A 24,657-nucleotide genomic window follows, 5' to 3' on the forward strand; every position below is an offset into this window, starting at 1 on the left:
TCCTCCTCAGACGCCGGCCAGCCGCCGCACCGGGGGCGGCGTCGCGCTCTCGGCGCGCGGTTCGTGGCCTTCGGGGTGGGCGAGCAGCCAGTCCCACAGCTCGACTGGATCCTCCGCCTCGTGCTCGGCGCCGCAGTGGCACACGCCGAGCAGCCGGTCGGTGTTCAGCACCCAGTGGATGCGGAACACGGTGTCGCCGTGCAGCATGGCGGTCCGCGGTGTCATGACCGCGCCACCGCCTTCGGCTCCGCCCGCTCGACCATGCGCCGGAGGAACCGCCGTGCCGCGAGTCCGCCGGTGTCGATGTTGACGCTCAGCTCCTGGTAACCGTCCGGTTCGGACTGAATCACCTGCTCCAGCACGTCGAGCGCCCGCACGTCCTGGAGCACCACGGTGCGGTTGCTCTCGGCGAGGAAGTCGGAGACCTCCTGGTCGTCGAGCGCGAAGTCCCGCGCCACGGCCCAGAAGTCGTGCGTGCTGTGCTCGGTCTCGGGCGTGATCGCGTAGACCACCTCGACGTGGAACGCGTCCGGATCGGTGCCGTCGTCGTTCGGCAGCACGCCGACCGGAGCGATGCGGCTGTGCAGCAGGTACAGGCACGGCGGGTGGTACTCGATGTCCTGCCATCGCGTGATGCGGCCCTCGATCCCGGTCGACTTCGCGTAGAACGACGGGCACTCGGCGTCGGCCATGTGCCTCGAGACGTAGATGACCTCGTTCTCCTCGTCGACCTCGGTGGTGATCGGCGTGTTCGCCACCTCCGGCGTGCCGATGTAGCCGCCGTGCAGGTAGGTCTCGTGGGAGAGATCCATGAGGTTGTCCACGAGCAGCTCGTAGCGCGCCCGCAGCGGCTCCATGCCCGACACCGTCGTGTACGCGGGGTCGGCCAGCCACGGCGCCCGTGGGATCAGCCCGGGGTCGGCCCTGTCCCGGTCACCGATCCACACCCACACGAAGGAGTCCTGCTCCACGAGCGGGTAGCTCGCGACGCGCGCGGTGCGCGGGATGCGGGACTGGCCGGGCACGAACACGCACGAACCGGCCCGGTCGTAGGTGAACCCGTGGTAGCCGCACACGATGGTGTCGCCCTCGAGCCTGCTCTCCGAGAGCGGGTAGCGGCGGTGCACGCAGCGGTCGGCGAGCGCGACCGCGTCGCCGTTCTCCGTGCGGTAGAAGACGATCGGCTCGCCGAGGATCGTTCGCGGGAACAGTTCGCGCCCGAGCTCGCGGCTGTACGCGGCCACGTACCACTGGTTGCGGGCGAATGTCGGCGTTGTCGGCATTGACGTCGCTCCTTGCGCGGTGGTGGAAGACGCCCCGACTGTGCGGTCAAGGGCGCGCCCGCGGCCACGTCGGTTTTCACCCACTGAAAGGCTTTTGCGGTTTTCCGCGCATTCCGTTCACCGAAACGGGGGGCGGGCGGATCCGGACGTTTGTTGCGACCGTGCTGCCCCATGACACGGTCAGAGTCGACGTCGTTCCTGCCGGGCGAGCAGCAGACCCGCAAGCCGTACAAGGCGCTGTGGGCGGTACTGCTGCTCGGCTGGGTGGTCAGTTACGCGGACCGCACGCTCACCGGTCCCGTCGTGAGCTGGATGATCGCCAACGAGGTCGGCTTCATCGGGGAGTCCAGCGATCCGCGCGCACTCGGCGGTCTCGTCGGCTCGCTGTTCTTCACCGGCTACATGCTCACGCAGTACCCCGGCGGCAGGCTCGGCGACCGCTTCGGCCACCGCGAGATGATCGTGCTCTCGCTGTTGTGGGCGGGTGTGCTGACGCTCGTGTCCGGTGTCGTGGTCGGGCTCATCGCGTTCGTCGGCGCCCGCGTGCTGACCGGTCTCGGCGAGGGCGTCTTCTACTCCAACGACCGGACATTGATCCTCAACCACACCCCGCCGAAACGGCGCACGCTCGGCCTCGGTGTGGTGATCTCCGGGCTGTCGATCGGACTCACCATCGGTATCGTCTGCACACCGCTGCTGATCGACTGGGGCTCCGCGCTCGGCATGGGCGTCGAGGCGTGGCGGATGCCGTTCGTGGTCTTCGCCGTCGTGTCGCTGGTCGTGGCCGGGCTGTGCTGGTACTTCTTCCGCGCCCGGCTCGGCGGCCCGCTCCGGCTCGGCCCGCCGATGCTGCGGCTCGTCGGCGTCTCCGCGCCGCTGCTCGTGGCCGTGCTCGGGCTGTTCATCGTCGCCGACGAGCTGCGCTGGCCCACGTGGGGCACCGCGCTCGGCTCCGGGCTGCTCGCCGCGATCGTCATCGCCGTCATCGTGGGACGCCTGCGCCGCACACCCGAGGCGTCGACCCTGCTCAGCAGGGACATCGTGATCGTCTACGTCGCCTACATCGCGATCCTGTGGAACCTGTGGTTCTTCAGCTTCTGGTCGGTGGAGATCGTCCGCGAGGCAACGGAGAGCTCGCTGCTCGCCGCGGCGCTCACGGCGGCGTTCAACGCGGGGGCAGGCATCCTCGGCTTCCCCGCGGGCGGCTGGCTCGCCGACCGCGCGCTGCGGAAGGGCTACGGCCGCAAGCCGCTGCTCATCTCGTTCAGCATCGTCTACTCGCTGCTGGTGTTCGCGTTCGCGCTGTCGATCAGCGGTGACGGACAGCCGTCGCTGCTACTGCTCGGGCTGATCCTGTTCTGCTCGGGGCTCTTCTTCAACGCGCTGCAGCCGATAGCGCAGGGCATCACGGGTGATCTGGTGCCGGAGAAGCAGCGCGGGTCGGCGTTCGGGCTGCTGAACCTGATCTCCGAGATCGGCGCCGTCGCGAGCCCCGTGGTGAGCGGCGTGCTGCGCGACGCCACGGGCAGCTGGGCCGTCGGCACCTGGGTCGCGGGCGGCATCATGCTCGCCTCGGCCGGCCTGTACGCCCTGGTCAAGGAGAAGCGGCCCCAACTGCAGTGAAGGCCACCTTCACTGCGCGCGCCCGTCTCCCACCACCACCCAAACGGAGGCGCTGCGCGCCGCTGTGCCTGGTTGAACGCAGGCATGGTGGCCTTCACTGCGGCTGGATGGGTACTGCGGCTGGATGGGTCAGGAGCCGAGGAAGCGCAGCACCGCGAGCACGCGGCGGCTGAAGCCCGTGGTGTGGGCGAGGTCGAGCTTGTCGAAGATCGCGTTGACGTGCTTCTCGACAGCGCTCTGCGAGACGTGCAGCTGCTCGGCGATGCCGGCGTTGGTGTGGCCCTGCGCCATCTTCTCCAGCACCTCCCGTTCGCGGGTGGTCAGCCGGGTGAGCGGGTCGACGTGCGTGGTGCGGGCCAGCAGCCTGCGCACCACCTCGGGGTCGAACGCCGCCCCGCCCGCGGCCACGCGCTCCAGCGCGTCGAGGAACTCGCCGACCTGCGCGACGCGGTCCTTGAGCAGGTAGCCGACCTTGCCCGCGTCATCGGTGATCAGCTCGGTGGCGTAGCGCTTCTCGACGTACTGGGAGAGCACGAGCACGCCGATCTCCGGCCAGCGCCTGCGGATCTCCAGCGCCGCGCGCAGACCCTCGTCGCTGTGGGCGGGCGGCATGCGGACGTCGGTGACGATCACGTCCGGCCGGTGCCGCTCGGTGGCCTCCAGCAGGGCGGCGCCGTCGTCGACCGCGGCCACCACCTCGTGCCCCTCCTCTGCGAGCAGGCGGACCAGCCCCTCGCGCAGCAGGGTCGAGTCCTCGGCAAGGATCACGCGCACGGCAGCTCCGCCTCGATCGTGGTCGGCCCTCCGGCCGGACTGTCCACAGTGAACACGCCGTCCACGGCGGCGACCCGCCGGGCCAGCCCGGAGAGTCCGCCGCCGGAAGCCTGCGCGCCGCCCGCGCCGTCGTCGGTGATCCGCACGCTCACCATCGTCCCGTCCCCGGCGACGCTGATGCCGATCCGCGATGCGCCCGCGTGCTTGATCGCGTTGGTCACCGCCTCCGACGCCACGAAGTAGGCCACCGTCTCGGTGGCCGCGCCCGGCCGCTCCGGGAGTGCGTAGTCGAGCGTCACGGGCACGCTGGAGCGTTCGGCCAGCGATTCGAGCGCCACTTCGAGCCCGCCGGAGTCGAGCGCGATCGGGTACACGCGCCAGGTGACCTCGCGCAGGTCCTGCAGCGCCTGCTGCGACTCGTCGTGTGCCTGCCGAACCAGCTCGTTCGCGTGCTCGGGATCCTTGCTGCGCAAGGCCCTGCCGAGCACCATGCCGAGCGCGACGAGCCGCTGCTGGACGCCGTCGTGCAGGTCCCGCTCGATTCGCTTGCGCTCGTCGTTGACGGCCTCGATCACCTCGGCCCGGCTCGTGGCGAGCTGCGACACCCTGCGGCGCAACAAATCCTGCTCGCTCGGCCCGAGGAACCGGTGAGCCACCCGGCGATCCAGCGTCGCGACGCCGATGAGCCCCTGCACGGCGATGAAGACCAGCAGGAGCCCGAGCAGCACCACAGCGGGAAGGTCGTACCAGTCGTGGTCGTCGCCGATCGGATCCCCGCCGCCGATGGGCGCGCCGGAGAAGAACTGGCTGGCCATCACCAGCCCGGACACCGCGCCCCAGAGGATGAGCACGAAGACCCCCGCGCCGAGGCCGCCGACGACGCAGCGCACGGCGAGATACTCCAGCGCGCGCCTGCCGCCGTAGTCGGCGGAGTTCTCGCTACGCAGGTACCGCGCGAGGCGAGCGCGTTCCATCTCGGCGAGCCGGCGGGCCCCGGCGAGCACATGACGGCGCGCCGAAGGCACGACGAGCGCGGGCAGGCTCAGCAGCACGTAGGCCGCCTCCACGAAGGCGAGCACGGCGCCGAGGGCCAGCCCGATCGTGGTCCGGCACCCTCGGCGCAGGAGTCCGTCGGCTGCTCGGGGCACAGCCCCGAGGCTAGCCGCGTGGTCACAGAGCGGTACTGAGGTTTTCCACAAGATCGCCCTGTGGTGGACGCCCCCGGAAGTCGGTGCCGGACTTCATGGCGACAGCACGCGCGTGTCCGTAGCTTCGAGGGTAGTTGCCCAAATAGAACAAATGACCCGAAAGGCCCTACATGACCGCGCAGCTGGCCCAGGACAACTCAGGCGAACTCGGAGGTATCGCCGGATGGGCCGTCGACCTGATGGACGTACTCGGGGGCCCGGGTGCCGCCATCACGGTCGGCCTCGACAACCTGTTCCCGCCGATCCCGAGCGAGCTGGTGCTGCCGCTGGCGGGGTTCAGCGCCGCCAACGGCACGTTCTCGCTGGTCGAGGCCCTGATCTGGACTACGGCGGGGTCGGTGCTCGGCGCGATCATCGTCTTCTACCTCGGGCAGCTGCTCGGCCGTGAGCGCACCCGGTGGCTCATCTGCAAGTTGCCGCTGGTGAAGCCCGAGGACTTCGACAAGGCCGAGGAGTGGTTCGCCAAGCACGGCACCAAGGCGGTGTTCCTGGGGCGGATGGTGCCGCTGGTGCGGAGTTTCATCTCGCTCCCGGCAGGCATCCAGAGGATGCAGTTCTGGACCTTCCTGTTGCTGACCACGCTGGGCAGCCTCATCTGGAACTCGATCTTCGTGATCGCCGGTTACGCCCTCGGAGCCAACTGGCACGTGGTGGAGGAGTACGCGGGCGTGTTCCAGATCATCGTGATCGTTCTCGGCGTCGCCGCGGTGACCCTCTTCGTGGTCAAGCGCCTCCGCGACCGCTCCCGCACCCCCGCCTGAGAGGCCTGCCCGACTGCCCCCAAGGCCACCTTTGTTGCGCTCAACGCAACAAAGGTGGCCTTGGGGGCTTTTGTCACGCCGCGTGGGCGAGGGGCGTCGAGGCGGGCTCCAGCGCCAGGGCCAGCACCTCACGGACGCTGCTCACCAGGTGGACGTCGAGCTGGGCGAGGATCTCCTCTGGCACGTCGTCCAGGTCCGGCTCGTTGCGCTGCGGGATGATCACCGTCCGCAGGCCGGCCCGGTGCGCGGCGAGCAGCTTCTGCTTCACGCCGCCGATCGGCAGCACGCGGCCCGTCAGCGACACCTCGCCCGTCATCGCCACGTCGGCGCGCACGAGCCTGCCGGACAGCAGCGACGCCAGCGCCGTCGTCATCGTCACGCCCGCCGAGGGGCCGTCCTTCGGCACCGCGCCCGCAGGCACGTGGACGTGCACGCCGCGCTCCTTGAGGTCGCCGACCGGCAGTTCCAGCTCGGCTCCCCGCGAGCGCAGGTACGACAGCGCGATCTGCGCCGACTCCTTCATCACGTCGCCGAGCTGACCGGTCAGGGTCAGCCCCGTGCCGCCGGTCTCCGCGTCGGCCAGTGACGCCTCGACGTACAGCACGTCGCCGCCGGCACCCGTCACCGCGAGCCCGGTCGCGACACCCGGCGTCGCCGTGCGCTGCTCACCGGCCGGCAGCGACGACTCCGGCACGTGCCGCGGCCGCCCGAGGTAGCCCTCCAACTCGGGTTCGCCGACCGTCAGCGGCAGCGTGACCTCTTCCAACGCCACCTTGGTCGCCACCTTGCGCAGCACCTTCGCGATCGTGCGGTTCAGGTTCCGCACCCCCGCCTCGCGTGTGTACTCCGCCGCGATCCGGCTCAGCGCCGCGTCGGTGAACGTCACGTCGCCCTCGGCGAGACCCGCGCGCTCCAGCTCGCGGGGCAGCAGGTGATCGCGCCCGATGGTCACCTTCTCGTGCTCGGTGTAGCCGTCGAGTGTCACCAGCTCCATGCGGTCGAGCAGGGGCCCCGGAATGGTCTCCAGCGCGTTGGCCGTGGCCAGGAACACGACGTCGGAGAGGTCCAGCTCCACCTCGAGGTAGTGGTCGCGGAACGTGTGGTTCTGCTCGGGGTCGAGCACCTCCAGCAGCGCCGCCGTCGGGTCGCCGCGGTAGTCGGCGCCGACCTTGTCCACCTCGTCGAGCAGCACCACCGGGTTCATCGACCCGGCCTCCTTGATCGCGCGCACGATCCGGCCGGGCAGCGCGCCGACGTAGGTCCGCCGGTGACCCCTGATCTCGGCCTCGTCGCGGATGCCGCCCAGCGCCACGCGCACGAACTTGCGTCCCATCGCCTTGGCGATCGACTCACCCAGCGACGTCTTGCCGACGCCGGGAGGGCCCGCCAGCGCCAGCACGGCCCCGCCGTGCCGACCGCCCACAGTGGACTCCGCTGTGCCCGACGGCGCCTCGGCGGTAAGGAGTGCCTCGGCGCGCCGCTGCCGCACGGCCAGGTACTCGATGATGCGTTCCTTCACGTCGTCGAGCCCGGCGTGGTCGGCGTCGAGCACCTCGCGCGCGCCCGCGATGTCGTGCACGTCGGTGGTCCTGACCTGCCACGGGATGTCCAGCACCGTGTCGAGCCACGTGCGGATCCAGCCCCCCTCCGGGGACTGGTCGGAGGTCCGCTCCAGCTTGTCGACCTCGGCGAGCGCGGCCTTGCGGACGTGCTCGGGCAGGTCGGCCGACTCCACGCGGGCGCGGTAGTCGTCGTCCTTGGCGCTGCCGTCCAGCTCACCGAGCTCCTTGCGGATCGCCTCGAGCTGGCGGCGCAGCAGGAACTCCTTCTGCTGCTTCTCCATGTCCTGCTCGACGTCCTTGCGGATGGTGTCGTTCACCTTCAGCTCGGCCAGGTACGCCCTGCCGGTCTCCAGCGCGGTCTCCAGCCGGGCGGTGATGTCGAGCGTGCGCAGCAGCTCGAGTTTCTGCTCGGTGTCCAGGTACGGCGCGTTGCCGGCGAGGTCCGCGATCGCGGACGGGTCGTCGAGCTGCTGCACCGCGTCGAGCATCTGCCACACGCCGCGCTGTTGCAGCAGTGAGATCACGACGGACTTGAACTCCGCCGCCAGCTCGCGGGTGCGCTCGTCGGCGGGCAGCTCGACGGCGGGGTCTGCGTGCACCCACCGGGCCTCGCCGGGACCGTCGGCAGGGGAGCCGACGAGCGCGCGGCGCGTGCCGCGCACCAGCGCGGCCGAGGAGCCGCCGGGGACGCGGCCGATGCGTTCGACCGTCGCGACCGTGCCGACCTCGGCGAGCTCGCCGTCGATCCTGGGCACGATCAGCACCTCGGCCTTGCCCGCGCCCGCCGACCGGATTCCTGGCAGCGACGCGACACCCGGCGCCTTCGCCTGCGCCGACTCGACCGCGTCGCGGGTGTCCCGCTCCGCGAGGTCGAAGGGCACGACCATGCCCGGCAGCACGACGTCGTCGTCGAGTGGGAGTACGGGGAGGAGCTGTGTCTGGGTCATCAATACGCTCCCGTCTTGTTGAGTACATCTCGCTCAACTTTCTGGAGCGCCTCCAGATTCCCCGCTGGTGTTCGCCGGGAGCGATCAGCGCCTCAGCCCCGCGCCGCGGGCCTGCGGTACCAGGAGGTCCACAGTGGCCGGTAGCCCTGCGCGTACCAGAACGGCGTCGAGCGCGGGCTGGCCAGCGCGTGGTGCAACAGCACGGCTTCCATGCCCGCCTCGTCGAACAGCTGGTGCACGTGCGCGGCGAGCGCCGAGCCGACACCGGTGCTGCGGGCCTCCTCCGCGACGTGCATCGAGGCCAGGTAACCGGCCCGCTCCACCGCGACGTACCCGCCGATCCAGTCGGCGGCCGGCGGCAGCTCGACGTGTACGAAACCGAGCGGCTTGCCGTAGAGTTCCGCGATCCACAGTGACGGCACGACCGCGCCCGCGTCGGCGAGCATCGCGCTGGTGGCTGCGGTGATCGCGCGTTCCTCACCGTCGCGCCGCGTCACGAGGCCGAACTGCGCGTCGTATTGCCGGAGCTCCAACTGCAACCGCACCAGTGTGGCCAGTTCGGACGGTTCCGCGTGCCGGATGCGCACACCGGGCACCGCGGGCGGGCCGCTCGCGTGCCGGTCGGCGGGCCGCACGGCGAGCACCCGCGTGGGGGCGAACCCCCGGCGCAGCAGCTCACCGGTCCCGACCGTGTCCCTGCTCGGCCGTGTCACCACGGCGGCGCTGTCCCAGTCGGTGGACCCCGTCTCCTCCAGCAGCAGGTCCCACTCCGTGAGCAGCGAACCGAAGGCCGCACCAGGATCGGTTCCCCCGAGCCGGACATCGAGGCGGTACTCGGTGAGGGGTCGCCACAGCGCCTCCGGCGTTCCCGGCTCGACGCGCGACCGGGTCGCGAGCGCGATCCCGTCGCGAGTGGTCAGCCGGGTCCCGCTTTCGGCGTCCCATGGCAAGGGCTTCGGCAACAGTGCGTCCGCCGCGGCCAGCCGCTTGGCGTGCTCGGCGGCGATGGCATCGATCTCCATGGCCTTATCCAAGCGGACATGGTATGAGGTATGTCACTCAGGGATCGACTACGGGCGGCGACCATGAGGACGGTGAGATCACCCTCACTGAGGCTGACATGTCACTTCGTTGGTGGCGCGTTAACCCTGAGGTGATCTCATGGCGTTCGAATCGAGGCCTTGATACGCCCTCCGGGGTACAGTGATGCCTCGTTCGCGAGCTGGCCCCCGCGGGCACAGCGGGACGGAAGGGAGGTTGCATGCCGGACGCGCACGACGAGTCTGTCGGATCCAGTGCGGCTGTAGCCGAGGCACCTGCCTCTCGTCCGAGCGGTCCCGCGTCCGCCGAGGCCAGGACCGATGAGCGGAGATTCCGTTACTACACAGTAGCCGTGTTGCCGCTGAGCTTGCTCGCGGCGGCCGCGGTGTCGCTCTGGGAGCCGTTCGAGGGTTCGGTCCACCTGTGGTGGATCGGACCACTGCTCGCACTCGCGTTCCTCGGGGCGGAACAGCTCGGGGTCAACGTCGACGTCCGCAGCGGGATCTCCTGGACCATCTCCTTCACCGAGATCCCACTCGTCATCGGTTTCTTCGTGGCGCCCTTCGAAGTTGTGCTCGCCGCACACGTCGTCGCCGGCGTCACCACCCTGCTCGCGAGAAAGGTCACCGGGCGCGTCCTCTACAACGCAGGCGCGTTCATCTTCGAGGTCACCAGCGCGTTCGCCGTGGCCGGTCTGGTCAAGCAGGCCCTCGGCAGCGGCCAGGGCGAGATGCCGTGGCTCGCGGCACTCGCCGGCACCCTCACCGCGCCGCTCGCCAGCACGCTGCTCGCGATGGCCGCCGTGCGCGTGCTGCGCCGCCGCATGCGGGTCGGCACCGCGCTGCGGCTCGCGGGCCGCATCCTCGTGGTCGGCTTCGTCAACGCGTCGGTGGGCCTCACGGGCTATCTCGTCATTTCCAAGACTCCCGAGGCGTGGCCGATCGTGCTCGCCGTGAGCCTCGGCCTCGCCGCGCTGTACTGGGCCTACTCCGACCTGCTGCGCGAGCAGCGCGACATGGAGGCCCTCTCCGACGTGAGCCTCATGGTCGCCCGCTCCGGTCAGCAGGCGGCCGCGCGCCCCGCCAGCCTCGGCGACGAGCTCGGCCAGGAAGTCGACTTCGGCGAGTGGTCCACGATCGCCGAGCGGATCAAGGACCAGCTCGCCGCGGCCAGGGTCGTGCTGCGGTTGCGGCTGGAGCCCGACGAGCCGATGCGCTCCGTCGTCGCGGGTGACGAGCTCCCGGTGAGCTTCGTCCGCCCCGACGACCCGCTGCTGCGCCTGCCCGGCGCCCACGTGCGGCACTTCCGGGTCACCGAGGCCAACCCCGAGGTCCGTGCCGCACTGCTCGACCGCGGCGCGCAGGAGTCGCTCGTGGTGCCGTTGCGCAGCGCCAACCAGCTGCTCGGCGTGGTCGAGGCGCACGATCGCCTCTCCCGCTGGCGCGGCTTCGGCAAGTACGACGTGCAGCTGCTCGGCACCATGGCAAGCCACCTGGCGACGGCGCTGGACAACCGCAGGCTGCTAGCGACCCTGCGGCACGACGCCTACCACGACCCGCTCACCGGCCTGCTCAACCGGCCCGGCTTCCGGCAGGTGGCCCGCGAACCGCTGCGCGAGCGCGTGCAGTCCGTCGTGCTGCGGGTGGATCTCGACGTGTTCTCTCAGGTCAGCGACGCCCTCGGTTACGCGTGGGCCGACCGGATGGTGATGGCGGCGGGCCGGCGCATCCGCGACGTGCTCGGCCCCGAGGTCTCGCTCGCGCGGCTCGAGGGCGCGTCCTTCGCGGCCCTGCTCGTCGGCTGCCTCCCCGACGACGCGCACCGCATCGCCGAGCGGCTGCGGGCCCAGCTGTCCGCCCCGTACCCCGTCGACCGGCTAACCGTGGAGGCCAACGCCATGGTCGGCTACGCCTCCACGAGCTCAGAGGAGAACGGACACCTCGTCGACGTCGACACGCTCCTGCAGCGTGCCGACATGGCCGTGCGGGCCACCCGCGGCGGCGAGGAGGTGCGTGGCTACGTGCCGAGCATGGGTCAGATCTTCCTGCGCCGGTTCCAGATGGTCACCCAGTTCCGGCAGGCACTGGAGGAGGGCCAGGTCACCGTCCACTACCAGCCGAAGGTCTCCCTGCCCGGCAAGCACGTGCTGGGCGTCGAGGCACTCGTGCGCTGGCAGCACCCCGAGTTCGGCCGGGTCGACCCGGACGAGTTCGTGCCCGCGGTCGAGGCCGCGGGGCTGGTGGGGGCGCTGACGTCGTTCGTGCTCGACAAGGCGCTCGACCGCGTGCGCCGCTGGCTCGACGAGGGCCTGCGCATCTCGGTCGCCGTGAACCTCTCGGTGCGCAACCTCGCCGACGAGGAGTTCCCGGTCAAGGTGGCGGCCGCACTCGACCGCTTCGGAGTACCCGCGGAGCTGCTGACGTTCGAGCTGACGGAGTCGGGCGTGATGGCCGACCCGCAGCGAGCGTTGCCGATCCTGCGGGAGCTGCACAGCCTCGGCATCGTGCTCGCCGTCGACGACTTCGGCACCGGCTACTCGTCGCTGGCCTATCTGCGCCAGCTGCCGGTCGACCAGGTCAAGATCGACAAGAGCTTCGTCCTCGGCATGGGCACCGACCTCGGCGACCTCGCCGTCGTGCGCTCGATCGTCGAGCTCGGCCACTCGCTGGGCCTGACCGTGGTGGCGGAGGGCGTCGAGGAGGACGTCGCGCGCGACCAGCTGGAGGCCATGGGCTGCGACGTGGCGCAGGGCTACCTGATCTCGCGGCCGCTGTCGGAGGAGCGGTTGGAGGCCTGGCTGCAGGCCCGCACGGCGCGCTCGCTCGGGCACCACTCCGAGATCGTCCTGACCCTGCTGACCTGATGATTTCCCGTTGCGGACCCCCGGTTTCCCGGCCGATCGGGGCCTCAGGTACTCTTTTCGAGGCTCGTTGAGCACGCCCCTTTAGCTCAGTCGGCAGAGCGTCTCCATGGTAAGGAGAAGGTCTACGGTTCGATTCCGTAAAGGGGCTCGGAGATCTGGGCCGCGATGCGTAAGCTGGTGTATCGCGGCCAAGATCGTGTGAGGCGGTGTAGCTCAGTCGGTAGAGCAAGCGGCTCATAATCGCTGTGTCGCCGGTTCAAGTCCGGCCACCGCTACGCCAGTGGGCGGGCTGTGTTTGCGGAGAGCGCAAACCGGTCTGGCTCCGCCATTACCTTGGGGGGTGCGACCCCCCAAACCCCCGCCCGGAGGGGCTCCGCCCCCCGGACCCCCCGGAATGGTGGGTACGAGTAGCTAGTAGAGGAGCCGAAGTGGCTGCCACCGACGTGCGACCGAAGATCACGCTGGCGTGCGAGGAGTGCAAGCACCGCAACTACATCACCAGGAAGAACCGGCGTAACGATCCGGATCGCCTGGAGATGAAGAAGTTCTGCCCGAACTGCGGCACGCACCGCAACCACAAGGAGACCCGCTGAGCTCCTGATCAACAAGGCCGCCCCCGATCTGGGGGCGGCCTTGTTGTGTGTCCAGCTGGTTGGAAAGAAGCCAACGAAAGACGCTAGCGGTTCACGGGTGACCGGACTCACTCTACCGGGTGACAACCCTGCGAAAGTGAGAACCGGTATGAACACCAGGTCCAGAACCGCGATCACCCTGGCAGCCAGCGCCTTCACGCTGGGTCTCCTGGCCCCCTCGGTGGCGTCCGCGGCGAGTGTCGGGGGCTACTCGAGCGACGTGGCCGGTGCGGCCATCGCCAGCATCACCTCCGAACGGGGCATCACCGATGCCGCCGCCGAGCGGCTACTCCAGGCGCAGCAGGCCGGCGCCGAGACCATCAGCGAGATCACCTCCGCGCTCGGCGCACAGCAGGCCGGGAGCTACCTGGACGCGGAAGGCCGCCCGGTCGTCAACGTCACGAGCGACGTCGCCGCCGCGAAGGTGGAGCAGGTGGGCGCGGTCGCCAAGGTCGTCACCCGCTCGGCCGCCGAGCTCGCCGAGGCGCGCGGCACCCTCGATGCCCTGCCAACCGTCGCGCACACCTCCCTGGGGCTCGACCCGACCGCCAACCAGCTCGTGCTGACCGTCGCCGACGCGGCGGACGACAGCGCGGCCGCCGAGCTCGTCTCGGCCGCCGAGGGCCTCGGCGGTGCCGTGCGCGTCGAGCACGTCGCGGGCGGCATGCACAAGGCCATCTACAACGGCGAGGCCATCACCGGGGGCGGCAGCCGCTGCTCGGCCGGCTTCAACACCAACCGCGACGGCCAGAACTACATCGTCGACGCCGGTCACTGCACGGGCGCCGTCGCCGAGTGGAACGTCGGCCCTTCGGTGGACGCAAGCTTCCCCGAGAACGACTACGGCCTGATCGAGAACACCACCGGCAGCGCCCCCGGCGAGGTCACCCTGTGGGACGGCTCCACGCAGCCCATCACCTCGGCCGCCGACGCCACCGTCGGCCAGGAGATCTGCAAGAGCGGCTCCACGACCAACCTGACCTGCGGCACCGTGCAGGCAGTGGACGTGACCGTGAACTACGCCGAGGGCTCGGTCCACCAGCTGGTGCAGACCTCGGCCGCGGTGAACTCGGGTGACTCCGGCGGCTGCATGTTCGCGGGCAGCGTCGGGCTCGGCATCACCTCGGGCATGGGCGGCGGAAGCTCGTTCTTCCAGCCCGTCGTCGAGGCCCTGAACGCCTACGGCGTGGCGCTGAACTAGTGCCCTCCGTCGGAAGTCTGTTGCTTGAGTCGGTGGATCCAGGTTTCCGCTGGCAAGGCGCCGGTTCGTCCTCGTACTGAGCCGTACTTGGGCGGACCGGCAACGCAGCCAGCGGGAAGCTGGGCCGCCGAATTATGTGGCGAACTTCCGGCGGGGGGCACTAGCGGCAGCGGACACGGACACCGGGGGCCGTGAGGGCGGGCCAGGGCCCGCACGGCCCCCGGTAACCTGCACGGGTGCCCCTGGATCCCTCTTTCATCGGCCGGACGTACCCGCCAACCAGCACCTACGAGGTCAGCCGGGCGAAGATCGCCGAGTTCGCCGACGCGATCGGTGACGACAGCCCCCTGTACCGCGACCCGGCCGCGGCCGAGGCGGCGGGCTATCCCGACGTCATCGCGCCGCCTACGTTCCTGACGATCATCAACCTCGCCTCGATCAACGCGATCGTCGCCGACCCCGAGCTTGGCCTCGACTACTCGCGCATGGTCCACGGCGACCAGCGGTTCATCCACCACCGCCCGGTGCGAGCGGGCGACGAGCTGCGGCTGACCACGCACATCGACGACATCTTCGTCCGCGCGGGCAACGACTTCCTGAGCGTCCACGCCGACATCGAGACTGTCGAAGGTGAGCCGGTCTGCACCACGCACGCCCAGCTCGTGGTAAGGGGGGAATGAGCATGAACGTCGGAGCCGAGCTGCCCGGCCTTTCCGTACAGGTCACCCGGGACCAGCTGGTGCGCTACGCGGGCGCGTCGCTGGACTTCAACCCGATCCACTGGAACGAGCGCTTCGCCAAGGAGGTCGGCCTACCGGACGTGATCGCGCACGGGATGCTGACGATGGCGCTCGGCGCCCGCATGGTCACCGACTGGGTGGGCGACCCCGGCCGCGTCGTCGAGTACGGCGTGCGGTTCACCAGGCCCGTCGTGGTGCCCGACGACGCCGAGGGTGCGCTCGTTGAGTTCACCGGCAAGGTCGGCGAGGTCCGCGACGACGGCACCGCCCGCGTCGACATCACGGCGAAGTTCGACGGCAAGACCGTGTTGGGCAAGGCGCAGGCCGTGGTGCGCGTCAGCGGATGACGCCGAGCACGGCGTCGGCGAGCGCCCGTTCGCCGCGCGCCGTCGGGTGCAGCGGGTGTGCGCCGGTCACCGACTCAAGGCCCTCCACCCAGCGGGACTCCGGCGGCGCGCACACGCCGTGGCCCCTGGTGGGCGTCACCGTGTCGGCGTACTCGGCGCCGTGCTTCGCCGCCTGTTCGGCGAGCATCGCGTTGAGGGCCTCCAGGCCCCGCCGCAGCGAAGGGAGCCGGTCGACGGACTCGGGGTACTCGAGGGCGCACTCGCCGGCGTCGGTGGGCAGGATCGTCGGGTAGCCCACCACGATCACCCTGGCCGACGGTGCCCGCCTGGCGATCTCGGCCAGCGCCGAGCCGACGCGTGTGCCGACCTCCGCGAGCACGGAGGCCAGCCATTCCGGCACCCCGGCGGCGTTCAGGTCCAGGCACGAGGAGCCGCGCGCGCACTCGGCCGCGCGCTCGATGAGGTTCACGTCGTTGCCGCCGATACCCAGCGTCACCAGGCTTGTACCTGGCCTCAGCGCGTCGAGCTGCGGCGGGTTGGTGCCCTGCGGGGTCGGCTGCGGGGCGGTCAGGTGCTCGGTGCGCGCACCGCCGCAACTGACGTCGGAGAGCTTCTCCACTCCCAGCGCGGCGGCGATCAGGCGCGGGTAGTTGTTGTCCGAGCGCCCGCACCCGCTCGGCACACCCGTGGGCGTGCCGGTGCCCGGACCGGAGACGTAGGAGTCGCCGAGCGCGACGTAGTGCCCGGCGTGCGGCGCGGTCTCGTCGACCGCGTCCGGACCCGGTGCGCATGCGCTGACGACCACGGCGAGCAGCGCGGTCGCCAGCGCCCTGCGCACGGTGTGCCTACTTCGCCTCGGAGAGCAGCGAGCCGACGCGGTTGACGCCCTCGACGAGGTCGGCCTCGGCGAGCGCGTAGGAGAACCGGAAGTAGCCGGGGGTGCCGAACGCCTCGCCGGGCACCACGGCGACCTCGACCTCGCGCAGGATCAGGTCGGCGAGCTCGACCGTGTTCTCCGGGCGCTGGCCGCGGATCTCCTTGCCCAGCAGCGCCTTCACCGACGGGTAGGCGTAGAACGCGCCCTCCGGCGTCGGGCATTCCACCCCGGGGATGTCCGAGAGCAGCGAGACGATCCGCTTGCGGCGCACGTCGAACGCCTTGCGCATCTCGTACACGGCGTCCAGCGGCCCGGACACGGCGGCGAGCGCGGCGCGCTGCGAGACGTTGGCGACGTTGCCGCACAGGTGCGACTGGAAGCTCGACGCCGCCTTGATCACGTCCTGCGGGCCGATGATCCAGCCGACCCGCCAGCCGGTCATCGAGTAGGTCTTGGCGACGCCGTTGAGGATCAGCGTCTGGTCGGCCAGCTCGGGCACCACGGCCGGCATCGACGCGGCGGTGACCCCGTCGTAGACCAGGTGCTCGTAGATCTCGTCGGTGACCACCCAGATGCCGTGCTCGAGGGCCCAGCGGCCGATCGCCTCGACCTGCTCACGCGGGTAGACCGCGCCGGTCGGGTTGGACGGCGAGTTGAACAGCAGCACCTTCGTCTTGTCGGTGCGGGCCGCCTCGAGCTGTTCGACGGTCACGAGGTAGCCGGTGGACTCGTCGGCGGTCACCTGCACCGGCACGCCACCCGCGAGCGTGATCGACTCCGGATAGGTGGTCCAGTACGGGGCGAGCAGCAGCACCTCGTCGCCCGGGTCGAGCAGCGTGGCGAACGCGGAATAAACAGCCTGCTTGCCGCCGTTGGTCACGAGGATCTGCGAGGCGTCGCACTCGAACGCGGAGTCGCGCAGCGTCTTGGCGGCGAGCGCCTCGCGCAGCTCGGGCAGCCCGCCCGCGGCGGTGTAGCCGTGGTTGGCGCGCTCGTGCACCGCGGCCGCTGCGGCCTCGACGATGTAGTCGGGGGTGGGGAAGTCGGGCTGGCCGGCGCCGAAGCCGATCACCGGGCGACCCTCCGCCTTGAGTGCCTTCGCCTTCGCGTCGACGGCGAGCGTCGCGGACGGCGTGATGCCCGCGATCCTTGCGGATACGCGGGAACGAGGGCTGGTGACAGTGCTTGCAGGTGTGGCCATGCCGACATTTTTTCACGCGCGTCGCGGCCGGTGGACAGCCGCCCCGGAGCCCACAACCGGGCGCGGTTGCGAGGGGCTTCCGGGCTTGCCGTAGACTTCCGAACTTGGAACGCCCGACACTCGGCCCTGCGAGCGCAGCGGGGTGGGTTGAGTGCGTCCGCGCGAGCGGTTTCGCCGCTCGAAGGGGTGTAGCTCAAATGGCAGAGCAGCGGTCTCCAAAACCGCAGGTTGCAGGTTCAAGTCCTGTCACCCCTGCGTTGACGTGTCAGGTGGAGCGGAGGAGTAGCTCGTGAGCGAGGACGGGGAGAAGGACAAGGACCGGGCGTCGAAGCGCTCGTCCCGTCCGGTCACCGCCGCGGCTCGGCGTGAGCGCCGCGCCTCCGCGCGCCCTGCCGGCACGGGCTCCGAGGCCGAGAGCGCCGAGGCGAAGAAGCGTCCCGCTCCGAAGGGGAAGACTTCGGACAAGCCCGTCAAGCCAGCCGGCAAGGACCGGCCGACGCCGAGGCGTGACCGCAAGGACGGCAAGCGGGGCTCGCTGGTCTCGCGGCTCGTGCGGTTCATCCGTGAGGTCTGGGCGGAGCTGCGCAAGGTCATCTGGCCGACGCGCAAGCAGATGGTCACCTACACCAGTGTGGTGTTGGTGTTCGTGGCGTTCATGATTGCGCTGGTGTACGGACTCGACTTCGTCTTCCTCAAGGGCGTGGATTTCGTATTCGGCAACTGAGCGGCCTACCAGGCCTGGCGAGTGGCCCCGGGGTCGCACGCGACACCCGCGACCACCACACGCGATCAACTGAGAGGACGGAAAGTGACCTCCGAGAACGGCTCAGGAGCCGGTCAGGACCTGACCGGCCTTTCCGACGAGCAGGTGCTCGCGGCCACCGGTGAGGCGGACTCGGACCCCACCGAGGCCGACGCGACGCCGGTCGAGGCCGCCGAGAACACGGAGGCCGACGCCGCCGACGCCGCCGCGGACAGCACCGACGACACCGACGACACCGACGACGCGGCCGACTCCGCCGTCGCGGAGCAGACCGAAGCCGCCGACGCGCCCGAAGAGGACGAGGACCCGGTCGAGAAGCTCCGCGCCGAGCTCCGGTCGCTGCCCGGCGAGTGGTACGTGGTGCACTCCTACGCCGGCTACGAGAACAAGGTCAAGAACAACCTCGAGACCCGGCGACAGACGCTCGACGTCGAGGACTTCATCTTCCAGATCGAGGTGCCGACCGAAGAGGTCACCGAGATCAAGAACGGCCAGCGCAAGCAGGTCCAGCGGAAGGTGCTGCCCGGCTACATCCTGGTCCGGATGGAGCTCAACGACGCCTCGTGGAGTGCGGTGCGTAACACCCCCGGCGTCACGGGCTTCGTGGGCGCCACGTCGCGCCCGTCGCCGCTTACGCTGGACGACGTGCTGAAGTTCCTCGCGCCGCAGGCCGAGAAGGCCGCCCCCGCGAAGGCGGGCAAGGGCGAGGCCGCCGCGGCCGAGGCCCCTTCGGCCGCCCGTTCGGTCGAGGTCGACTTCGAGGTCGGCGAGTCGGTCACCGTCATGGACGGCCCGTTCGCGACGCTGCCCGCGACGATCAGCGAGGTCAACGCGGACGCCCAGAAGCTGAAGGTCCTGGTTTCGATCTTCGGCCGGGAGACGCCGGTCGAGCTGTCGTTCAACCAGGTCTCCAAGATCTGACGGTCGCCTACCTGGCGGCCGGAAGGTCCCCGCGCCACGGCAGGTGCGTGGGGAGAGAAACGCTGAACAGGAAACAGGAATGCCACCCAAGAAGAAGAAGCTTGCAGCGATCATCAAGCTGCAGATCCAGGCGGGTGCCGCGAACCCGGCTCCGCCCGTTGGTCCCGCGCTGGGCCAGCACGGCGTCAACATCATGGAGTTCTGCAAGGCCTACAACGCGGCCACCGAGTCGCAGCGCGGCAACGTCGTGCCGGTCGAGATCTCCGTGTACGAGGACCGCTCGTTCGACTTCAAGCTCAAGACCCCGCCGGCCGCGAAGCTGCTGCTGAAGGCCGCCGGGATCGAGAAGGGCAGCGGCGAGCCGCACAAGACCAAGGTCGGCAAGGTGACCATGGCCCAGGTGCGCGAGATCGCCGAGACGAAGAAGAGCGACCTCAACGCCCACGACACCGACCAGGCCGCCAAGATCATCGCCGGCACCGCCCGGTCGATGGGCCTCACGGTCGTCGACTGAGCCACAGCGCTCCCGTGTGGAAGGGCCAGGCGCTGGCCCGTACCACGACTGATCCACTCACAGATTCGAAGGACAGAGCATGACCAAGCGCAGCAAGGCCTACCGTCAGGCCTCCGAGCTGATCGACAAGAGCAGGCTGTACGCGCCGCTCGAGGCCGCTCGGCTCGCCAAGGAGACCTCCAAGGTCAAGATGGACGCCACCGTCGAGGTCGCCATGCGACTCGGCGTCGACCCCCGCAAGGCCGACCAGATGGTCCGCGGCACCGTGAACCTGCCGCACGGAACGGGTAAGACCGTCCGCGTCATCGTTTTCGCCATCGGCGACAAGGCCGCTGAGGCCGAGGCCGCCGGTGCTGACGCGGTCGGCTCCGACGACTTGATCGAGCGCATCCAGGGTGGCTGGCTCGACTTCGATGCCGCGATCGCGACACCGGACCAGATGGCGAAGGTCGGCCGGGTGGCCCGCATCCTCGGCCCGCGTGGCCTGATGCCGAACCCCAAGACCGGCACCGTGACCCCTGCGGTCGGCAAGGCCGTCGCCGACATCAAGGGCGGCAAGGTCAGCTTCCGCGTCGACAAGCAGGCCAACCTGCACATGGTGATCGGCAAGGCCTCGTTCGACGCCGACAAGCTGGTGGAGAACTACGCCGCCGCGCTCGACGAGGTGCTGCGGTCGAAGCCCTCCGCCGCGAAGGGCCGCTACCTCAAGAAGGTCACGTTCAGCACCACGATGGGCCCGGGCATCCCGGTCGACCCGGCGCGCACGCGTGACCTCCTCGCCGAGGACGCGAACGCGTAGGGCTCCAGGAGCGACGAAGGGGGCGGTCACCCGGAACGAACGGGTGACCGCCCCTTTCGCTGTGTGCTAGTTGCTGGGACCGGGGCTTGTGGTTTCGCCGGCGTCGGGAGCGGGGTCTGGACAAACCTTCGGGCCGGGCTCATGTCCGGTGATAAGCCACTGGTCGCGCTCGACCTTGGTGAGTGTGAAGATGCCGAGCGCCGGGCCTCCGCTGATTTCGAAGTCACACGAATCGATCCGCAATGTCGTTGCATTGGGATCGTAGTACTGAGGATAGATCGACCGGGAATAGTCGGTGACATGTGACACTTCGGTTTGGAGACCGAGCACAGCTTGACGACAGTCTGGATAGCCAAGATCCCGGGCGAACTTCTGCTCGATACCGCGGTCGTTGTCGAAGCGGACACACGCGCGCTCGTAACTGCCCTCGGCGACCAACTGGTAGATCTTCTGCACGGCTACGTGTGGTCGCGTGGAGAGGACCTCGTTGGTGTGGTACTTCCCACCGCCCATCTGGGCAGCCGACTTGGTGCTGTCCCCCTCGTCGGAGCCGAAGAAGTAGTTGTAGGCCCAGGTCAGGGCCAGCGCGAGGAGCAGGAAGAAGATCAGCCAGCCGAGGATCTTCTTGCCGAGCCACCGCAGCCAGCCGGGCACCCTGCGGCGCGGGGGAGCGGGCGGCTGGTGGATGAGCTGCTGGGTCGCCGCGGGCGCGGGGTGGTACTGCGGCTGCTGGCCGGGTACGACCTCGGCTCCGCCCTGTCGCTGCGCCTCCTGGAACCTCAGGAAGTCCTGGAACTGCTGGAACTGCTGGAACTGGCGCAGCTGCTCCTGGTCGAGATCGGGGGGCGGCGACTGGGCGGGTTGCGCCTGCCGGGCGGGTTGGATGTCCGATCCGGGCGCGTGCTCGGACGCCGGTCCCTGCTCGGGGCCGGGCTGTCCGTCAGGTCGCTGCTCAACCACGTGACCCATGATGCCCGCTCGCGCACGGTATGTGGCTCCAGGTCGCCCGGCCGGCCGCAGTGAAGGCCACCTTCACAGCGTTCAACGCAGTGAAGGTGGCCTTCACTGCGGCCGGCGGGAGGGGCGGCGGTGAGGGGGCTCCGCGGGTCACGTATGCTGGTCAGCGGTTCTACCGAAGACCGCTGGTCTTCTCCGGGCACCGCGCCCGGGGAACGAAGGTCCGCAGTACGGCGGGCGGCCCGCGCAGGAGGACGAGGATCGCCACACTGACTCAGTGTGTATCGACGCCCCGCGCCTGCTGCGCCGGGGCGTTTGTCGTGTTGGGGGTCCGGGCGCAGCCAGTGGTCACCAGCCAAGAGAGGAGGCGACCATGGCGAAGCCCGACAAGGTGGCGGCCGTCGCCGAGATCGCGGACAAGTTCCGCAACAGCTCGGCAACCGTTGTCACCGAGTACACCGGCCTCTCCGTGTCCCAGCTCAGTGAGCTGCGCCGCGCTCTCGGCGACACCGCCAAGTACCGGGTCGCGAAGAACACCCTCGTCAAGCGTGCCGCTGAGGACGCTGGCATCGAGGGCCTCAACGATCTCTTCGTGGGTCCGACCGCGATCGCCTTCATCGAGGGCGAGCCGGTCGAGGCCGCGAAGGCGCTGAAGAACTTCGCGAAGGACCACAGCGCCCTCGTTATCAAGGGCGGCTACATGGATGGCCGCCCGCTCACGGTTTCCGAGATCGAGCGGATCGCCGACCTCGAGAGCCGTGAGGTGCTCCTCGCCAAGGCGGCGGGCGCGTTCAAGGCGAAGCTGTCCCAGGCCGCCGCGCTGTTCCAGGCGCCGGCGTCCCAGGTCGCCCGCCTGGCCGCCGCGCTCGAGGAGAAGCGCAAGTCCGAGTCCGGCGACGGCGCTGCCGACACTGCCGAGAGCTGACCGAAACACCACCCCCGACCAGCGAGTCGTAACAAGGAAGGAACGCCATCATGGCGAAGCTGAGCACCGAGGAACTGCTCGACGCTTTCAAGGAGCTGACGCTCCTGGAGCTCTCGGAGTTCGTGAAGCAGTTCGAGGAGACCTTCGACGTCACCGCGGCCGCCCCGGCCGCCGTCGTGGCCGCCGCCCCGGGTGCCGCGGGCGCTGCCGCCCCGGCCGAGGAGGAGAAGGACGAGTTCGACGTCATCCTCGAGGGCGCCGGCGACAAGAAGATCCAGGTCATCAAGGTCGTCCGCGAGGTCGTCTCGGGCCTTGGCCTGAAGGAGGCCAAGGAGCTCGTCGAGGGCGCCCCGAAGCCGATCCTCGAGAAGGTCGACAAGGACGCCGCCGACGCCGCCAAGGAGAAGCTCGAGGCCGCCGGCGCCAAGGTCTCCGTCAAGTGACCTGGTAGACCTGGCTGCACAGAGCACCGCGAAGGGCGGGCATCCGATCACGGGATGCCCGCCCTTTTCGTGCATCCGGTACCTCGGTGCGTTACCTTGCTCCCACCTTTGACGGTCGCGGCCGCGTTCCGCTGATCAGAACTGGTGAGTAACCTGTGCGCGCCCGGCTCGTTGCATGTGGGTGACGCAAGCTTCGGGGCGTGCTGCCGCGAATGGGCTCCGGGAGGTGCGATGGGTGTCGAGGTGGTCATCGAGGGCTTGACGAAGTCCTTCGGCAAGCAGACCATCTGGCGTGACGTGACGCTGACACTGCCGCCGGGCGAGGTGTCGGTGATGCTGGGCCCCTCCGGCACCGGTAAGTCGGTCTTCCTCAAGTCCATGATCGGCCTGCTCAAACCGGACCGCGGCAAGTGCGTGATCAACGGCGTCGACGTGGTCACGTGTTCCGAGCGCAAGCTCTACGACGTGCGCAAGCTGTTCGGTGTGCTGTTCCAGGACGGCGCGCTGTTCGGGTCGATGAACCTCTACGACAACGTGGCGTTCCCCCTGCGGGAGCACACGAAGAAGTCGGAGACCGAGATCCGGCGGATCGTGCTGGAGAAGCTGGAGATGACCGGTCTCTCCGGCGCGGAGAAAAAGCTTCCCGGCGAGATCTCCGGTGGTATGCGCAAGCGGGCAGGTCTGTCGCGCGCGCTCGTGCTGGACCCCGAGATCATCCTCGTCGACGAGCCGGACTCCGGTCTGGACCCGGTCCGCACCACCTACATCAGCCAGCTGTTCCTCGACGTGAACGCGCAGATCGACGCGACGTTCCTGATCGTCACGCACAACATCAACCTCGCCCGAACCGTGCCGGACAACCTGGGCATGCTCTTCCGCAAGGAGCTGGTGATGTTCGGGCCGCGCGAGGTGCTGCTGACCAGCGATGAGCCGGTCGTCAAGCAGTTCCTCAACGGTCGGATGGACGGCCCGATCGGCATGAGCGAGGAGAAGGACTCCGCCACGATGGCCGCTGAGAAGGCCATGTTCGAGGCCGGCCACCACGCGGGCGGCGTCGAGGACGTGACCGGGATCCCCGAGCAGATGCAGCCGACCCCCGGGGTGCCGGAGCGGGGAGGCGCGCGCCGCCGCAAGGACCGCGTGATGCGGATCCTGCACACGCTCCCGCCGGCCGCGCAGGAGGGGATCATCGAGTCGCTGAGCCCCGAAGAGCAGCGGCACTACGGCGTCCAGCCCCACCACGGCATCACCTCCCAGCGGGGCCAGTTGCCCACCGAGGACGTCGCCGCCCTGCCCGGATCCGGCTGGCGGGAGCCGAGACCGGTGACCGACACCGACCGCGTTCCACCTCCCTACCCGCAGCAGGGACGTCCATGAGCGGTGGCGAGCGCAGCGAGGAATCGCTCCAGATGACACAGCGCGGTCGTGCCTCATGGACGGTCTCGGCCCGCGAGGAACGAGCACGGCGAGGATGTTCATGAGCTCTCGGGCCTCCACGGCCAGGGTTCCCGGCATGGGGATGCTGCGGGAAACCGGGAAGCTCTTCGCGCTCGGGCTCGACGTCCTACGTGGCATCTTCCAGCGGCCGTTCCAGTTGCGGGAGTTCATCCAGCAGTCCTGGTTCATCGCCAGCGTCACGATCCTGCCGACGGCGTTGGTCGCTATCCCGTTCGGCGCTGTCATCTCCCTGCAGTTCGGCTCGCTGGCCCGGCAGCTCGGCGCGCAGTCCTACACGGGTGCGGGCAGCGTGCTCGCCACGGTGCAGCAGGCGAGCCCGCTGGTCACCGCGTTGCTCGTGGCGGGCGCGGGCGGCTCGGCGATCTGCGCCGACATCGGCGCGCGCACGATCCGCGAGGAGATCGACGCGATGGAGGTGCTCGGCGTCTCGGCCGTGCAGCGGCTCATCGTGCCGAGAGTGCTCGCGTGCATGCTCGTCGCGGTGCTGCTCAACGGCATGGTCAGCGTCATCGGTGTGCTCGGCGGCTACTTCTTCAATGTCGTGCTCCAGGACGGCACGCCGGGGGCCTACCTGGCGAGCTTCTCCGCGCTGGCGCAGCTGCCCGACCTGTGGGTCGGTGAGCTGAAGGCCCTGATATTCGGCTTCATCGCCGCGGTCGTGGCCGCCTACCGGGGGCTGAATCCGCCACCGGGACCGAAGGGCGTCGGCGACGCGGTCAACCAGTCCGTCGTCATCACGTTCCTGTTGTTGTTCGTGGTCAACTTCGTGATCACGCTGATCTACCTGCAGGTCGTTCCTGCGAAGTTGGACTAGACG

At 69.6% G+C, this 24,657-nt stretch carries 24 protein-coding genes and 3 tRNA genes; 18 read left to right on the forward strand and 9 right to left on the reverse strand.

All coding sequences use genetic code 11. The annotated features are described in order from the left end of the window. Nucleotides 1-6: 6 nt before the first annotated feature. Nucleotides 7-225 carry a hypothetical protein gene (locus FCN18_RS22625; protein ID WP_112276782.1) on the reverse strand — a complete coding sequence of 73 codons (219 nt, stop codon included), beginning with the start codon at nt 223-225 and terminating at the stop codon, nt 7-9. Next, on the reverse strand, nt 222-1,283 hold the full coding sequence (locus tag FCN18_RS22630; RefSeq protein ID WP_112276784.1) for an aromatic ring-hydroxylating dioxygenase subunit alpha: 1,062 nt from the start codon (nt 1,281-1,283) through the stop codon (nt 222-224). The genes FCN18_RS22625 and FCN18_RS22630 overlap by 4 nt, the downstream gene beginning before the upstream one ends. Before the next feature lie 171 nt (nt 1,284-1,454). On the opposite strand from FCN18_RS22630, the gene FCN18_RS22635 reads away from it, so the two are divergent. Continuing rightward, nucleotides 1,455-2,906 carry an MFS transporter gene (locus tag FCN18_RS22635; protein ID WP_112276786.1) on the forward strand — a complete coding sequence of 484 codons (1,452 nt, stop codon included), beginning with the start codon at nt 1,455-1,457 and terminating at the stop codon, nt 2,904-2,906. Between the two features lie 129 nt (nt 2,907-3,035). On the opposite strand, the gene FCN18_RS22640 is transcribed toward FCN18_RS22635, so the two are convergent. Next, nucleotides 3,036-3,680 carry a response regulator gene (locus FCN18_RS22640; protein ID WP_112276788.1) on the reverse strand — a complete coding sequence of 215 codons (645 nt, stop codon included), beginning with the start codon at nt 3,678-3,680 and terminating at the stop codon, nt 3,036-3,038. Next, the gene (locus tag FCN18_RS22645) at nt 3,671-4,828 is read right to left on the reverse strand and encodes a sensor histidine kinase (protein WP_206077968.1); all 1,158 of its coding nucleotides are present in this window, start codon (nt 4,826-4,828) and stop codon (nt 3,671-3,673) included. Before FCN18_RS22645 ends, FCN18_RS22640 begins: the two co-directional genes overlap by 10 nt. Before the next feature lie 170 nt (nt 4,829-4,998). Between FCN18_RS22645 and FCN18_RS22650 the strand changes: the two genes are divergently transcribed. Then, on the forward strand, nt 4,999-5,649 hold the full coding sequence (locus tag FCN18_RS22650) for a DedA family protein (protein WP_113641381.1): 651 nt from the start codon (nt 4,999-5,001) through the stop codon (nt 5,647-5,649). A 73-nt stretch (nt 5,650-5,722) separates the two neighbouring features. Here FCN18_RS22650 and lon read toward each other — a convergent pair whose 3' ends face one another. Both lon and FCN18_RS22660 read right to left on the reverse strand, forming a co-directional pair. Further along, nucleotides 5,723-8,158 carry an endopeptidase La gene (lon, locus tag FCN18_RS22655; RefSeq protein WP_137096060.1) on the reverse strand — a complete coding sequence of 812 codons (2,436 nt, stop codon included), beginning with the start codon at nt 8,156-8,158 and terminating at the stop codon, nt 5,723-5,725. Between the two features lie 92 nt (nt 8,159-8,250). After that, complete coding sequence (locus FCN18_RS22660; protein ID WP_112276793.1) at nt 8,251-9,180, reverse strand: GNAT family N-acetyltransferase; 930 nt, start codon at nt 9,178-9,180, stop codon at nt 8,251-8,253. A gap of 239 nt (nt 9,181-9,419) precedes the next feature. Here FCN18_RS22660 and FCN18_RS22665 point away from each other — a divergent pair, with 239 nt between their 5' ends. The 7 genes from FCN18_RS22665 (at nt 9,420) to FCN18_RS22695 (ending at nt 14,982) form a co-directional block, all read left to right on the forward strand. Next, nucleotides 9,420-12,062 (forward strand): putative bifunctional diguanylate cyclase/phosphodiesterase, encoded by a 2,643-nt coding sequence (locus FCN18_RS22665; RefSeq protein ID WP_137096061.1) that lies wholly within the window; start codon nt 9,420-9,422, stop codon nt 12,060-12,062. A 75-nt stretch (nt 12,063-12,137) separates the two neighbouring features. Continuing rightward, a tRNA-Thr gene (locus tag FCN18_RS22670) sits at nt 12,138-12,210 on the forward strand. A gap of 54 nt (nt 12,211-12,264) precedes the next feature. Next, nucleotides 12,265-12,337: transfer RNA gene (locus tag FCN18_RS22675), tRNA-Met, on the forward strand. Nucleotides 12,338-12,490: 153 nt separating this feature from the next. Next, nucleotides 12,491-12,655, forward strand: a complete 165-nt coding sequence (gene rpmG / locus FCN18_RS22680; RefSeq protein ID WP_110334787.1) for a 50S ribosomal protein L33 — start codon at nt 12,491-12,493, stop codon at nt 12,653-12,655. 148 nt (nt 12,656-12,803) lie between these two features. After that, nucleotides 12,804-13,895 carry a S1 family peptidase gene (locus FCN18_RS22685; RefSeq protein WP_113641383.1) on the forward strand — a complete coding sequence of 364 codons (1,092 nt, stop codon included), beginning with the start codon at nt 12,804-12,806 and terminating at the stop codon, nt 13,893-13,895. Between the two features lie 236 nt (nt 13,896-14,131). Then, complete coding sequence (locus FCN18_RS22690) at nt 14,132-14,575, forward strand: MaoC family dehydratase N-terminal domain-containing protein (RefSeq protein ID WP_112276798.1); 444 nt, start codon at nt 14,132-14,134, stop codon at nt 14,573-14,575. A 2-nt stretch (nt 14,576-14,577) separates the two neighbouring features. Further along, a complete protein-coding gene (locus FCN18_RS22695; RefSeq protein WP_112276800.1) occupies nt 14,578-14,982 on the forward strand; it encodes a MaoC family dehydratase in 405 nt (134 codons plus the stop codon). On the opposite strand, the gene FCN18_RS22700 is transcribed toward FCN18_RS22695, so the two are convergent. Together FCN18_RS22700 and FCN18_RS22705 are read right to left on the reverse strand one after the other, a co-directional pair. Further along, entirely contained in the window at nt 14,972-15,820 is an 849-nt protein-coding gene (locus FCN18_RS22700; protein ID WP_228714089.1) for an SGNH/GDSL hydrolase family protein, read from the reverse strand. The two genes, FCN18_RS22695 and FCN18_RS22700, sit on opposite strands and share 11 nt — an antisense overlap. 7 nt (nt 15,821-15,827) lie before the next feature. Continuing rightward, nucleotides 15,828-17,060: a pyridoxal phosphate-dependent aminotransferase gene (locus FCN18_RS22705; RefSeq protein WP_112276802.1), complete on the reverse strand. Its 1,233-nt coding sequence runs from the start codon at nt 17,058-17,060 to the stop codon at nt 15,828-15,830. A 182-nt stretch (nt 17,061-17,242) separates the two neighbouring features. Between FCN18_RS22705 and FCN18_RS22710 the strand changes: the two genes are divergently transcribed. The 5 genes from FCN18_RS22710 (at nt 17,243) to rplA (ending at nt 20,057) form a co-directional block, all read left to right on the forward strand. Then, nucleotides 17,243-17,315 (forward strand) — tRNA-Trp (locus FCN18_RS22710). Nucleotides 17,316-17,349: 34 nt separating this feature from the next. Continuing rightward, nucleotides 17,350-17,784 carry a preprotein translocase subunit SecE gene (gene secE, locus FCN18_RS22715; RefSeq protein WP_112276804.1) on the forward strand — a complete coding sequence of 145 codons (435 nt, stop codon included), beginning with the start codon at nt 17,350-17,352 and terminating at the stop codon, nt 17,782-17,784. A gap of 84 nt (nt 17,785-17,868) precedes the next feature. Then, nucleotides 17,869-18,744 carry a transcription termination/antitermination protein NusG gene (gene nusG / locus FCN18_RS22720; RefSeq protein ID WP_113641385.1) on the forward strand — a complete coding sequence of 292 codons (876 nt, stop codon included), beginning with the start codon at nt 17,869-17,871 and terminating at the stop codon, nt 18,742-18,744. Between the two features lie 79 nt (nt 18,745-18,823). Continuing rightward, nucleotides 18,824-19,258, forward strand: a complete 435-nt coding sequence (rplK, locus tag FCN18_RS22725; RefSeq protein ID WP_110334795.1) for a 50S ribosomal protein L11 — start codon at nt 18,824-18,826, stop codon at nt 19,256-19,258. 79 nt (nt 19,259-19,337) lie between these two features. Continuing rightward, nucleotides 19,338-20,057, forward strand: a complete 720-nt coding sequence (gene rplA / locus FCN18_RS22730) for a 50S ribosomal protein L1 (RefSeq protein WP_112276808.1) — start codon at nt 19,338-19,340, stop codon at nt 20,055-20,057. A 66-nt stretch (nt 20,058-20,123) separates the two neighbouring features. On the opposite strand, the gene FCN18_RS22735 is transcribed toward rplA, so the two are convergent. Then, entirely contained in the window at nt 20,124-21,026 is a 903-nt protein-coding gene (locus FCN18_RS22735; protein ID WP_112276810.1) for a hypothetical protein, read from the reverse strand. 361 nt (nt 21,027-21,387) lie between these two features. Here FCN18_RS22735 and rplJ point away from each other — a divergent pair, with 361 nt between their 5' ends. From rplJ to FCN18_RS22755, 4 genes are all read left to right on the forward strand, one after another. Next, on the forward strand, nt 21,388-21,939 hold the full coding sequence (gene rplJ / locus FCN18_RS22740) for a 50S ribosomal protein L10 (protein ID WP_112276812.1): 552 nt from the start codon (nt 21,388-21,390) through the stop codon (nt 21,937-21,939). A 50-nt stretch (nt 21,940-21,989) separates the two neighbouring features. Further along, on the forward strand, nt 21,990-22,382 hold the full coding sequence (gene rplL / locus FCN18_RS22745) for a 50S ribosomal protein L7/L12 (RefSeq protein ID WP_112276814.1): 393 nt from the start codon (nt 21,990-21,992) through the stop codon (nt 22,380-22,382). Nucleotides 22,383-22,613: 231 nt separating this feature from the next. Continuing rightward, entirely contained in the window at nt 22,614-23,759 is a 1,146-nt protein-coding gene (locus tag FCN18_RS22750; RefSeq protein WP_137096062.1) for an ABC transporter ATP-binding protein, read from the forward strand. A 100-nt stretch (nt 23,760-23,859) separates the two neighbouring features. Then, complete coding sequence (locus FCN18_RS22755) at nt 23,860-24,654, forward strand: MlaE family ABC transporter permease (RefSeq protein ID WP_112277101.1); 795 nt, start codon at nt 23,860-23,862, stop codon at nt 24,652-24,654. Nucleotides 24,655-24,657: the final 3 nt, after the last annotated feature.

It is taken from the genome of Prauserella endophytica, from assembly GCF_005146945.1.
GTDB classification, from domain to species: Bacteria; Actinomycetota; Actinomycetes; order Mycobacteriales; family Pseudonocardiaceae; genus Prauserella_A; species Prauserella_A endophytica.